Source organism: Cupriavidus sp. IDO, assembly GCF_000812465.1.
Lineage (GTDB): Bacteria > Pseudomonadota > Gammaproteobacteria > Burkholderiales > Burkholderiaceae > Cupriavidus.
In genome coordinates this window covers 18310-30618 of sequence record NZ_JWMA01000081.1, presented here as the reverse complement: position 1 = coordinate 30618, position 12309 = coordinate 18310, and the positions used below count along the sequence as shown (strand labels likewise).

The following is a 12309-nucleotide window of genomic DNA, read 5'->3' as shown; positions in this document are numbered from 1 at the left end:
GGAGACAAGGGTGAGCAGGGAGTTCGACGAACAGTTCTCGCTGCAAGGGCGAGTGGCGCTGGTAACCGGCGCCTCAAGCGGACTCGGGCGGCATTTCGCCCGGTTCCTCGCGGCTCGCGGGGCGACGGTCGCGGTCGGGGCGCGGCGTCTCGACCGGCTGACGGCCCTGGTCGGCAAGATCGGGGATGCCGGCGGACGGGCACTGGCTGTCGAAATGGACGTCACGCATGCGCACAGCGTGCGCGAAGCGTTCGACGCGATGGAGTCGGAGATCGGCACCGTCGATCTGATCCTGAACAACGCGGGTGTCGCGGTGACCCGTCCGCTGCTGGAGCACGACGAGCACACTTGGGACGCGGCGATCGACACCAACCTGAAGGGTGCCTGGCTCGTGGCGACGGAGGCTGCGCGCCGCATGGTCGCCGCCGGAAGGCCGGGTTCCATTGTCAATGTCGCGTCGATCACCGGGGTACGGGTGGCGGGCGGCGTGGCGCCGTACTGTGCCTCGAAAGCCGGGCTGATCCATCTGACGCGATCTCTGGCGCTGGAGCTGGCGCAGCACCGCATCCGCGTGAATGCGCTGGCGCCCGGATACATCAGCACCGAGTTGAACGAGGCGTTCCTCGCCAGCGATGCCGGCCAGAAGCTGATGGGCCGCGTGCCGCAACGCCGCTTCGGCACGCCGGACGACCTGCTCGGTCCGCTCTGGCTCCTCGCATCGGAGGCCGGGGCCTACATGACGGGGGCGGTGCTGGCCGTCGATGGCGGGCATCTAGCGAGCGGCCTCTGACGGTGACAGGAGAAGAAAACATGCTGATCGAGGAACTGGACTCCCCCGCCCTGAAGGTTGAACTGGCCGATGGCGTGGCCACGCTGACCATGCACGTGCCGTCAAAGCGCAACGCGCTGACACCTGAACTCTACGAAGGACTCGCCCGTGCGCTGGCCGCCCTGCAGGACAACGACGCCTGCCGCGCCGTGCTGCTCACCGGCGGCGCGCATTTCTGCTCCGGCGGCGACGTGGGCGGACTGGATGCCCCGGGCCTCGTTATGCGCCGCAACATGCAGATCGGCCAGCAGGTGGTGCGCACAATGATCGGCGGCCGCCTGCCCGTGGTGGCTGCCGTGCAGGGTGCTGCGTTTGGGGCGGGCTTTTCGCTCGCGATGGCGTCGGACTTCGTGTTCGCCGACCCCAATGCCACCTTTTGCGCAGCCTTCGGCCGTCTCGGGCTGACGCCGGACTATGGACTGCTGTGGTCGCTGCCTCAGCGTGTGAGTATGGGCGTGGCGCGTGAAATCCTGATGCTGTGCGATCCAATTCCCGGCACACAGGCCAGGGTACTCGGACTGGTCGACGTACTGACCGAGCCGGGGCAGGTCTTGGAACAGGCGCGGGAACGGGCCTTGCGGCTGGCCAAGGCGCCCCCGGCGACGATTGCCACCACCAAGGCAGTGCTCTCGCGCGTACCGATGTCGCTTGACACCATGCTCGCGTGGGAGGCGGATACGCAGTCCTTGCTGGCCGCCTCCGCCGATTTCCGCGAGGGATGTGCCGCCTTTGCGGAGCGGCGGCCGGGCGTATTCCTGGGGCGGTGAGCGGGCTCGGCGCCTGCCGCGCGATATGACTTCAATGCGGATCAAAGGATCGACACACATGGCTTCCAGGATTGAGCCAGCCGGCATCGGCATGTCCCTGACCCAGCCCCTGCACAAGGCCCTGCGCCAGTGCCCGCAGGCGGAGGCGCTGGTCTCGGGGCAACGGCGTTCCACGTTCGCGGTTCTTTGCGACCGCGTTGCGCGACTGGCCGCCGCGTTGCAGCGCCTCGGCATGCGTCCCGGCGACCGCGTCGGCATGCTCGCGCAGAATTCTGATCGCTATGTCGAGTACCTGTATGGCGCGTGGTGGGGCGGGGGCGTGGTGAACCCCGTCAACGTCCGCTGGACGGCGCGCGAGATGGTGTGGTCGCTGGACGATTGCGGCACTCGCATCCTCCTGGTCGACGATGCCTTCGCGAGGATCGCCAGGGATCTGCGCGCGCTATCGAAGTCGCTGCAAACGCTGATCCATGTGGGCGACGGTCCAGTGCCGTCCGGCATGCTTGGCTACGAGTGGCTGCTCGCCGAGACGGAGCCGGTCAGAGACGCACAGCGGGGCGGCGCTGACTTGGCGGCGATCCTGTATACCGGCGGCACCACGGGCACGCCGAAGGGCGTGATGCTGACCCACGCCAACCTTGCGATCGACGCGCTCGCCGCCGTGGCGGCAGCCACCCGCCCCGAGCGCGCGGTCGGCATCCAGGCAGCGCCGATGTTCCACGTGGGCGGCATCGGCCTCACGTTGCAACTGATGTTGCGGCTGTGCAAGCAGGTCATCCTGCCGGGCTTCGATGAGGCGGCGGTGCTTCGAGCCATCTCGGAAGAGCGGGGCAGCGAGATCTTCCTCGTGCCGACCATGATCCAGCGTCTGCTCGACGCTCCGGAGTTCGGTGCGCACGACCTGTCGAGCCTGTCGCTGGTGCTCTATGGGGCGGCGCCGATCGACAGCCCGCTGCTCGACCGAGCCCTCGCGGCCATGCCCCAGGCGCGTTTCGCGCAGTTGTATGGCATGACGGAACTGTCGCCTGTGGTCAGTTGCCTGCCAGCGTGGTGCCACGCCGGGCACGGGCGTGAGGCCGGCAAGCTACGTTCAGCGGGTCTGCCGGTGCCGGTGGCGGAGGTGCGTATCGTCGACGGCGACGGGAGGGAGGTGCCGCGCGGCACCGTAGGGGAGGTGACCGTGCGCGGCCCGACCGTCATGGCCGGTTACTGGAACAACCCCGAGCAATCCGCCATCGCCGTGCGCGATGGCTGGATGCATACCGGCGACGCAGCATGGATGGACGATGACGGCTTCCTCTACATCGTCGATCGCGTCAAGGACATGATCGTCACCGGTGGTGAAAACGTCTATTCGGCCGAGGTGGAGAATACGCTAGCGAAGCATCCCGCTGTGTCAGCCTGTGCCGTGATTGGCATCCCGAACGAGAAGTGGGGCGAGTCGGTCCACGCAGTGGTCGTGTGTAAGCCGTGCGAGTCCGTCAGCGAGACGGAGCTTATAGCGCACTGCAAGGCCGAGATCGCGGGCTACAAGAGTCCACGGAGTATCGAGTTTCGCGACGCACTGCCGCTTTCCGGAGCCGGGAAGGTCCTTAAGATCGAATTGCGGAAGCCGTTCTGGGAAGGACGCGCGAGGCAAATAGGCTGAGGATCAGCGCTGACGGCAGCACGGTTGGCTAGGCTTCAATCCAAGCCGGCGATTTCAACTATCTCCCATTCATACAGAATGAGCGCATATAAGCCACCTTTCCGTGATCTTAGCCTTGTCCTCCATGAGTTCTTGGATATGCCGAAACCATGTGGCGAGCATCCTGCTTCCCTCTGTCCTGGCGCGCTGCGTAAGCCAGCGGGCCCTTGAGGCGATGGAAACCCTATCGAGTCGGCCCATCGAGGATCGGCGCACTTTTCCCAGCCTTGTCACGGCCGTCAATGGCCCGGCCGTTCGTTGGCGTGTGGATCAATGGCACGCTCGAGTCGGGCTCTGGCTTCGATAGGCAAGTCCGGCTGACCGAGTGGCAGTGAGAGGTGATCGACAGGTGCGTGCGGATTCTTGGCGGATACGGATACTTGCTGGAACACCCATTGCGAGCATATGTCGGCGCGCGCGCGCAACGCATCTACCTACGGTGGCGCTAATGAAATCCGTCGGGAGCTGGTCGTGCGCTCATTGTGAGAAAGCGGAAGAACGGGCGCTAGCTGGCCCGTCGGTCCGGAATAACAGGAAATGGAGACTGAAATCATCATGCTCTCAGGTATCAGGGTTGTGGAAATCTGTGGGATCGGACCTGGTCCGTTCTGCGCCATGCATCTGGCCGATCTCGGCGCCGATGTGATCGCCGTCGAGCGAGGCGATGCCGCAAGCAGCGACAAGCCCGCCGAAGGCTTCGTACTGAACCGCGGCAAGCGCTCAGTGGTAGCAGACCTGAAGACCGACGTGGGTCGGGAGCTGGTCTTGAAACTGGTGGAGGATGCCGATGTGCTGATCGAAGGCATGCGGCCCGGCGTAATGGAGCGCTTGCGGCTGGGTCCGGACGAACTGCTGGCATGCAACCCCCGCCTGGTCTATGGGCGCATGACCGGCTGGGGCCAGTCTGGACCGATGGCCCAGTCGGCGGGCCATGACAACAACTACATTTCCCTGTCCGGCGCGCTTTACTACAATGGCTCCCCCGTCGAACCGCCGTCTGCGGCCATTACCGCCATTGGCGATATAGGTGGCGGCGCGCTCTACCTGGCGGTGGGGATCCTGGCCGGCATCCTTAAGGCCCGCGAAACCGGGCGGGGCACGGTGGTGGACGCGGCGATCGTGGACGGTTCCGCACACCTGATGTCGCTGCTCCTGTCTACCCGCAAGGCCGGCCTGGTGGTTGGCGCGCGCGGCGAGAACGTGCACGACAGCTCGCATTTCTACGCGACTTATCGCTGCGCGGATGGCCAGTTCATCACGGTGGGTGCCATCGAACCGCAGTTTTATGCGTTGCTGCTCGAAAAACTCGGCCTGGAAGACGTACCGCAGTTTGCCCGCCAGTGGGACAGGGAGCGCTGGCCGGAGATGCGCCGCCACTTTGCCGATATCTTCGCTGGCCGTACGCGTGCCGAATGGTGCAGAGTGCTTGAAGGGACTGACGCCTGTTTCGGTCCGGTGTTGAGCCCCCAAGAGGCGGCTAGGCATCCGCATAACCTCGCGCGCGGCGTCTACTTCGAGCGTGACGGCGAGTTGCAGGCGTCGCCTGCGCCGCGCTTCGACGGCCAATTGTGCGAGCCAGGGCCGGTGCCCCTGAGGGGCGAGCATACTGATTCGGTGCTGGCCGCACTGCAAGCCGGACAGGTCTGGAAGCGAGCCTAAGCGGGGTTGCCGGGCTGATTATGTACTTCGGCATGGGCGATGTACTGTCTGTCCGCAAGGTCGAGTTGCCACCTGCGCCCCGGATATTCCCTGTGCTGACGATTCGCCTGGACGAAGACTGCGAGCTCATCGCAGAAGTGGATTTTGCGGTGGGCGGCAAATATCCCGTTGCCGAAAGGGTTCCTGATTGGCTGTTGCGCGAGGAGGCTCATGAAATCTGGGAGCGAATGAGGAATGGGCGTACCGTCAGTGCCCTGTAGCCGGGTACGGATCTACGGCTATTCGGATAGGTCGCCATTATCGTAGAACGAAGTAATCCTAGCTCTCCCGCACTTTGTGTGACAGCCGCGTCGAGGGCTTGATTTCGGGCCGATCTGGCCCTACGTTAATCGTTACCATGAGCTAACTTCTCGGTGGGATCGATCGTATTCTCACCCGTGTGGGTAAGCGCGTCGTATCCAGCGACGCGCGAGGGGAAACCATCACGGTCAAAGCCCGCAGTACGGTTCGTGCGGCACCTTGTCCTGCTTGCCGTTGTTGGAGTAACCGACGCCACGGCAGCTATGTGCACAGGCTGGAAGAACGACCGATGCTCGGGCAGCGGGTCGTTCTCGCCGTTGAGGTGCGTCGCTTCAAGTGCGCGAACGCCGGCTGCCCCCGTCGTACGTTTGCCGAGAACATCCACGCCTTGGCCGGTCGGCATCAACGTCGAACGCGATCGCAGGCTCGGGCGTTGCACGCGCTGGGTCACGCCCTCGGTGGTGAGGCGGCGGCCCGGCTTGCCAACGCCTTGGGCTTGCGCACCAGTGCCGACACCGTGCTGCGGGAGTTGCGAAGAGCTCCTGGGCGCAAGCGCAAAACACGACCGCGGGTCGTCGGCATCGATGACTGGGCGATCGCGCGCGGTCACCAGTACGGAACGATCATCGTCGACCTGGAGCGACGTGAGCCGATCGAAGTGTTCGCCGGTAGGGAAGCAACTGCGGTGGCCGCGTGGATGCGTGCGCACCCATCGATCGAGATCGTCGCCAGGGATCGGGCCGGGGCCTACTCCGAGGCGGTCGACATTGCGCTGCCGGCAGCCAAGCAAGTCTCCGATCGCTGGCATCTGCTGTGCAACCTGCGCGACAACGTCGAGGGGCTGCTGTACCGACTCGGGCCGCAACTGTGCCAAGCCGCGCAGCTAGTCGAGGTCGGTGGCGTGACCCTGTGCCGGCAGGGGTTGCCGAGCCGCTCCTCACTGCGGTCATGGCAGCGCCTGAGCGATCAGCGACGCGCCACGCGGCTCGCGCTGTACGAAAGGGTGATGGCGCTACGCTCCCTGGGCGGCACGATGAAAGGAATCGGGCGCGAGCTCTCAATCAACCCTCGAACCGTGCGCAAGTTCGTCACCGCGGGGGCCTTCCCCGAGCGCGCACCCAAGGCGCGGGGTCCGACGCCTTTGGATCCCCATCGCAGCTAATTTGAGGAACGAATTGCCCAGGGATGTCGCTTTCCTGAACTGATCTGGCAAGAACTCAAGCAGCGAGGCTATACGGGCAGTCGCGCCTCCGTGCAGCATTGCGTGGTCCGCCTCCTCTTTCCGCAGGGCAAGGTGTCGCTTGTCCAGGCACCCGTGCGCACGATGCCGTGCCCGTCGGCCCGGCGCGTGTTCGGATGGCTTGTCGGATGGAGGAAGCTCGCCGTCGAGGAGCCCAGGAGTGCGGACCACGAGCGCTTCGTGCAGGGCGCTGTGCAAGATCGAACCCGTGGTGGGCGAGGTCCGCAGCCTCGCGCGGGAGTTTCTCGGGCTCATGCACCGGCGAAGTCCGAGGCAGTTCGATCGATGATTGAGGCGTCTGTCGCGCTGCGACGCTGCGGAAATGCGTAGTTTCGCGCAAAGCCTGCGCGCCGACTTACCGGCTGTGCGGGCGGCCTTCAAGCTGCCATGGAGCAACGGCCAGACCGAGGGTCACGTCAACCGGCTCAAGTTCCTCAAGCGCCAGATGTATGGCCGCGCGAACATCGAGTGGGGGGCGCCCCACATATCCAGGCGAAGCCGTTACGCCGAACTCAAAATGCAATTAATCGCCAAGCTTCGCCTGCAACCATCGAGGGCACGCAGACCCCAGTCGCCAGCCGTGCCCTGGTTTGGGTATCAGCGATACCTCCCCCAAGGAAAGTCTGATATCTCCTTTTAAGAATATGACGGGGGGCGGCCTTTTCATATGCTTCGGTCAGCCGAGGTGACTTCCTGATGCACATAAGCGCGCAGTGTCGTGAAGGCTATGGTGGCCATGGGTGGCGGCTCGCCGATGGGTTCGCTGGTCGGGGTGTATCCACATCGTCTCGGCATGACCCGCATACCGAAACGACGTTCTCACGAGGTCGGGGATTGCATGCCAGTACCTGCCGCTGCCGGGATGTTGGCGATGCCCGAGATGAGCATGTCGAGGAAGGCATCGACCACTTGTTCGAGGGTCAGCTTGCCACGGTTGTCGAACCAGCGCGGGACCCAGTTCAGCGAGCCGAACAGCATGGCCGACACCAGGCCAGGATGACAAGGTTTGATGGTGCCGTCCGCGATTCCCTGGACTACCAACCCCCGCACGGTGGTGTCGAGGCGCCGCTGGAACTTACGGATCTCGCCGCCTGGCATCATGTCGAGCGGACGCGATCCAACCAGAACAAGGCAACGCCCGTAGTCATTGTTCTGCGCGAGGGCAAGGCTGCGGGCAAATATGCGCAGGCGCTCGAGTACCGGGATGGTCCGGTCCTCCATCTTCTCGATAATCGTATCCAGGTCGCCGAAGGACTTGAGCAGGCACTGATAGAGAATGCTCTCCTTATTATCCACGTAGTGATACAGCGTGGCCTTATGCATGCCCAGCACGTCGGCAATCATGTCAAGCGACGTGGCTTCGTAGCCGTTCGATGCAAACTGCTGAGCCGCCGTGCGCAGGATTGCCGTGCGCTTGTCCTCGTGACGCGCTTCAGACTGCTTTCTTCGGCTCGTCTTTGCCGGGGCGCGCGCACGGGCTTGCGCGCGTTCCGCCTTGGCATCCGGCTCGTTCTGGACTTCAGGGAGATCTTGTGTCAGGGATGGCATGGCGAGATTATGCCGCAAAGATCGTACCGGCTTCGAGCAAGGCCTTGATCTTCGGTGCTTGCATGTCGAACTCAGCAAGAATTTCCCGCGTGTGCTCGCCCAGCAGCGGCGCGCGGTGACGTACCGCACCGGGCGTCGCGGAAAGCTTGACGGGAATGCCCGGTACGGCAACGGGGCGGGCGCTGCCCGGTTGCTCCACTTCTGGCAGCATCTGGCGTGCCGAAAAATGCGGATCCTCGAAGATATCCTGAGCCGTGTAGATAGGGCTGAATGGCACGCGGCCACCGAACAGTATACGTAGCTCGCCCTTGGTCCTGGTGCGGGTGAAAGTTTCGATCGCCTCGAGCAAGGCGGCATTGTTTTCCCATCGGGCGCCCTCGCTATTGAAGCGAGCGTCGGTGATTAGTTCAGGCATGCCGATCAGCCGGCACAGTTCTGCCCATTGCACATCGTGCGGCGCCGCGATGGCGATCACGCCGTCCTTGACTTTGATGGTGCCAAACGGCGCAAGCCCGGGAATGCCGTTGCCGACCGGAACCGGCGATATGCCCCGGTAGCTATATTGCGAAACTACGAGTTCCGACATCGCGAGTACGCTGTCGGTCATGGCAATGTCGACATACTGGCCCTCACCGGTCGCGCGCGCATGCCACAGGGCAGCCATGGTGCCAAACGCCGCAAACAGGCCGGGCACGGTATCGCCAACGCCGCCGCCGACTTTGTAAGGATGATCCGCGTCCTCGCCGGTGATGCCCATCCATCCACCCATGGCTTGCGCGACGATATCGAAGGCGGGCCACATCATATACGGGCTTTGTCCGCCGGCCTTGTCGCCAAAGCCGCGCACGGAGGTGTAGACCAGGCTCGGCTTGACTGCCTTCAGCGCCTCATAGCCGAGGTTCAGCTTGTCCAGCACGCCGGCGCGGTAGTTTTCCACGAGGGCATCCGCGCCCTTTATGAGTTCCCGTACCAAGGCCTGGCCATCGGGATCCTTCAAGTTGACGGCAATCGAGCGCTTGTTGCGATTGCACGACTGAAACAGGCCGCCGAAATGGCGCTTGGTGTCATCGTCGCGGAAGGGTCCGATGCGGCGGAAAAAGTCACCTTCGATCGGTTCGATCTTGATGACGTCGGCCCCATGATCGGCCAATACCTGCGAGCAGAAAGGGCCTGCCAGCGCGTGTGTCAGATCCAGAACGCGGAGACCCTTGAGCGAACCTGTCGAATGTTTTGTCATGACTCTCACTTCGAAAATATCAGCCAACCGGTTGGTTGATATTATAGCTTTGCATTGTATGGCGTTTTCAGTTCGAGGCGGCGCGTTGCCGTTGACGTTCCCTCGGTGCCACGGGAAAGGCTGGTGTCCCGCAGCAAGGACCCGCGTTCACATGGTGCGTGCGATCAGATCCTTCAGCGTCTCGTTCGAGCCGCCATAGATTCTGGCCACGCGGGCATCCATATACAGCTGGGCGATCGGGTATTCGCAGATGTAGCCGTAGCCACCGAACAGTTGCAAGCAGCGATCGATGATCTGGCACTGCTTTTCGGAGCCCCACCACTTCGCCATCAAGGCGTCGTTGGCTTGCAGGGGCTTGCCGTCCACCAGGTCGTTGATGATGCTATCGATGAAGACGCGGCCGATGCGGGCCTCGGTGGCGCATTCAGCCAGTGTGAACTTTGTGTTCTGGAAATCCCACAGCGTCTGGCCGAGCATTTTGCGGTTCTTGGCGTGATCGACGGCCAGTTCGATTGCGCGCTCGGCACATGTGATGCCCACTACCCCAATGGACAGGCGCTCGCGCGTGAACACGTCCATGAGCTGGAAGAAGCCTCTGCCTTCGACGCCGCCGATCAGGTTCTCGGCCGGCACGCGTGCATCCTCGAGGAAGATTTCCGCGGTGTTCAGAGCGTTCTGACCGATCTTCTGCAGAACCTTGCTGACCTTGAAGCCGGGGGTCTTGGCGGTTTCGACCATGAACAGCGAGATGCCCTTCGCACCTGAGCCGGGCTCGCCTGTCCGGGCGGCCACGAGCGCCAGATCGGCCTGCTGCCCCAGGGTGATAAAGATCTTGTTGCCGTTGAGCACATACTCGTCGCCTTCCCGGCGAGCGGTGGTGCGCATCGCCTTGACGTCAGTGCCGGCGTCGGGCTCCGTAATGCAGACGCACAGCATCTTCCTGCCCGACGCAATGTCGGGCATCCACTTGAGCAGTTGCTCGTGCGTAGCCGTGCCATGGAAGAAGGCGGGGCCATTCAACGCGCCCGGGATGAAGCCGAAGGTGGTATCGCAAATGCGCGCTTGCTCCTCCATCACCACGACCTCATGCGCGAACGTAGCACCTTGACCGCCATATTCTTCGGGGATGCTCATGCACAGCAGACCCAATTCTCCGGCCTTTTCCCATACATCGCGGTCGATGTGGTGCTGGGCGCGGAATCTGTCGGCCTTGGGGGCCACCTCTTCGGCAAAAAACCGTCGCGCGGTGTCGCGCAGCATGTCGAGCTCGTCAGTCATCCAGGGCGAGCGGTAGGACGTCGGTGTCACATTCATCTCCGGGTTGTTGATCGTAGCAATGGCGTTCGCGTAGCGGGCATTGCTTGTACCGGCCCATTCTGGTCATGCAAAAACTATTTGTCAACCAACCAGTTGGTTGACTAAAAAATGGAACGGCGATACATTGGCCTGAACTTCAGGACGCGGCAGCGCAAGACGTCACACGGTGTCAGCGGTGCAGAGTGTTGAGTTGGGCGCAAAGACGCCAGCACACAGCCTTAGGAGATGGAGATAAATGACGAAAAGCGTACTTTCGGATGCCGATTGGTCAGGCAAGGCATTCACAGGTGAGTGGCGGTCCTTGTCCGGCGAACCAATAGTCGTCACCGAACCCGCAACGGGTCAACCGCTTGGTCGAGTGGGGCGTGCCACCGCCAGCGATATGCGTACCAGCGCGGCGCAGGCCAGGCAGGCTCAGAAAAGTTGGGTGGGCATGCCCTATGGCGAGCGCGCCAAGGTGTTTCGCAAGGCAGCGGCGCTGCTGGAATCCAGCCGGGACGAATTTGCGTCCTGGATCGTCCGTGAGACCGGCGGAATTCCACCCAAGGCCATGTTCGAAATCGATTCCGTCCTGCACCACCTGCACGAGGCGGCTGCCATGCTGACCCAACCGAAAGGGCTGGTTCTGCCTAGCGCGGAAGGTTGCACCAGCATCGCCCGCCGTGTGCCACACGGTGTGGTCGGAGTGATTTCGCCGTTCAATTTCCCGTTTCTGCTGTCGAGCCGATCCGCGTTGCCGGCGTTGGCCACGGGCAATGCCGTGGTGCTTAAGCCCGATCCGAGAACGCCCGTCAGCGGCGGGGTCCTATTGGCGCTGCTGCTGGATGGCGCAGGCCTGCCCAAGGGCGTGCTCCATATGCTGCCTGGCGATGCCGAGGCGGGCGAGGCCCTGGTGACGGACCCCGACGTGGCGATGATCTCCTTCACAGGATCGACAGCGGTTGGGCGTCGCGTGGGCGAACTCGCCGGAAAGAACCTGAAGAAGGCCGCGCTTGAACTCGGCGGCAAGAACGCTCTGATCATCTTGGACGATGCCGATCTCGACCTGGCGGTCTGTGGCGGTGCGTGGGCATCGTGGCTGCATCAGGGCCAGATCTGCATGAGTGCCGGCCGGCATCTCGTGCACAAAAGCCTGGTCGCCGACTACACACAGCGCATGGCGGAAAAGGCCAGGACGTTGCCGGTGGGCAATCCGCACACACAACCGGTGGCACTGGGCCCGATCATCACGCCGCAGCAGGTGCAGCGCGTGGATCGCATCGTGAAAGCGTCGGTCAGCATGGGCGCAAGGCTGCTGGCAGGTGGCAGCCCTGACGGCCAGTTCTATCCGGCCACCGTGCTCGCGGGTGTCACGCCTGACATGCCGGCGTTTCGCGAGGAAATCTTCGGGCCGGTAGTCTCGATTTCCGCATTCGATAGCGACGCGGAAGCCATTGCACTCGCTAATGACAGCGAATATGGGCTTTCCGCCGGAATCTATACGCGGGACGTCGGGCGCGGCATGGCGATCGCGGAACAGATCAACGCAGGCCTGGTGCATGTCAATGACCAGACCGTAAACGACGACGGCACCATGCCGATGGGTGGCCGGGGCGCCTCGGGTAATGGGTCAAGGCATGGCGGCCCCGCCAACTGGGACGAATTCACGCAGTGGCAGTGGACCACGGTGCGCAGCACCGCGCCGGCATATCCCCTGTGAGCGATCCGCACATACCGTTTTCAAGC

At 63.3% G+C, this 12309-nt stretch carries 9 protein-coding genes and 1 pseudogene; 7 read left to right on the top strand and 3 right to left on the bottom strand.

The genetic code is table 11. The annotated features are described in order from the left end of the window. Positions 1-10: 10 nt before the first annotated feature. The 6 genes and pseudogenes from RM96_RS22795 to RM96_RS40925 all read left to right on the top strand — a co-directional run. Positions 11-790 carry an SDR family NAD(P)-dependent oxidoreductase gene (locus RM96_RS22795; protein WP_039013896.1) on the top strand — a complete coding sequence of 260 codons (780 nt, stop codon included), beginning with the start codon at positions 11-13 and terminating at the stop codon, positions 788-790. 20 nt (positions 791-810) lie between these two features. Then, positions 811-1596: an enoyl-CoA hydratase/isomerase family protein gene (locus tag RM96_RS22790; protein ID WP_039013895.1), complete on the top strand. Its 786-nt coding sequence runs from the start codon at positions 811-813 to the stop codon at positions 1594-1596. Positions 1597-1687: 91 nt separating this feature from the next. Further along, the gene (locus tag RM96_RS22785) at positions 1688-3244 is read left to right on the top strand and encodes a long-chain-fatty-acid--CoA ligase (protein ID WP_193752510.1); all 1557 of its coding nucleotides are present in this window, start codon (positions 1688-1690) and stop codon (positions 3242-3244) included. A gap of 594 nt (positions 3245-3838) precedes the next feature. Then, entirely contained in the window at positions 3839-4942 is a 1104-nt protein-coding gene (locus RM96_RS22780) for a CaiB/BaiF CoA transferase family protein (protein ID WP_152624197.1), read from the top strand. A gap of 92 nt (positions 4943-5034) precedes the next feature. Then, a complete protein-coding gene (locus RM96_RS39465; protein ID WP_193752508.1) occupies positions 5035-5202 on the top strand; it encodes a hypothetical protein in 168 nt (55 codons plus the stop codon). A 158-nt stretch (positions 5203-5360) separates the two neighbouring features. Beyond that, positions 5361-6951: pseudogene (locus RM96_RS40925) on the top strand (ISL3 family transposase); the annotation flags it as partial. Between the two features lie 350 nt (positions 6952-7301). Here the strand turns inward: RM96_RS40925 and RM96_RS22760 are convergent. From RM96_RS22760 to RM96_RS22750, 3 genes are all read right to left on the bottom strand, one after another. Further along, positions 7302-8030, bottom strand: a complete 729-nt coding sequence (locus tag RM96_RS22760) for a TetR/AcrR family transcriptional regulator (RefSeq protein WP_039013891.1) — start codon at positions 8028-8030, stop codon at positions 7302-7304. A 7-nt stretch (positions 8031-8037) separates the two neighbouring features. Beyond that, a complete protein-coding gene (locus RM96_RS22755; protein WP_238587375.1) occupies positions 8038-9294 on the bottom strand; it encodes a CaiB/BaiF CoA transferase family protein in 1257 nt (418 codons plus the stop codon). Positions 9295-9414: 120 nt separating this feature from the next. Then, positions 9415-10545 carry an acyl-CoA dehydrogenase family protein gene (locus tag RM96_RS22750; RefSeq protein ID WP_052279673.1) on the bottom strand — a complete coding sequence of 377 codons (1131 nt, stop codon included), beginning with the start codon at positions 10543-10545 and terminating at the stop codon, positions 9415-9417. 274 nt (positions 10546-10819) lie between these two features. Here RM96_RS22750 and RM96_RS22745 point away from each other — a divergent pair, with 274 nt between their 5' ends. Beyond that, complete coding sequence (locus RM96_RS22745; RefSeq protein ID WP_039013887.1) at positions 10820-12283, top strand: benzaldehyde dehydrogenase; 1464 nt, start codon at positions 10820-10822, stop codon at positions 12281-12283. The last annotated feature ends 26 nt before the right edge of the window (positions 12284-12309 follow it).

Bases quoted from the DNA above. Each gene is read 5' to 3' on its own strand.
- RM96_RS22790 (WP_039013895.1), top strand. From the start codon at position 811: ATGCTGATCGAGGAACTGGACTCCCCCGCCCTGAAGGTTGAACTGGCC.
- RM96_RS22785 (WP_193752510.1), top strand. From the start codon at position 1,688: ATGTCCCTGACCCAGCCCCTGCACAAGGCCCTGCGCCAGTGCCCGCAG.
- RM96_RS22780 (WP_152624197.1), top strand. From the start codon at position 3,839: ATGCTCTCAGGTATCAGGGTTGTGGAAATCTGTGGGATCGGACCTGGT.
- RM96_RS22760 (WP_039013891.1), bottom strand. From the start codon at position 8,030: ATGCCATCCCTGACACAAGATCTCCCTGAAGTCCAGAACGAGCCGGAT.
- RM96_RS22750 (WP_052279673.1), bottom strand. From the start codon at position 10,545: ATGACTGACGAGCTCGACATGCTGCGCGACACCGCGCGACGGTTTTTT.
- RM96_RS22745 (WP_039013887.1), top strand. From the start codon at position 10,820: ATGACGAAAAGCGTACTTTCGGATGCCGATTGGTCAGGCAAGGCATTC.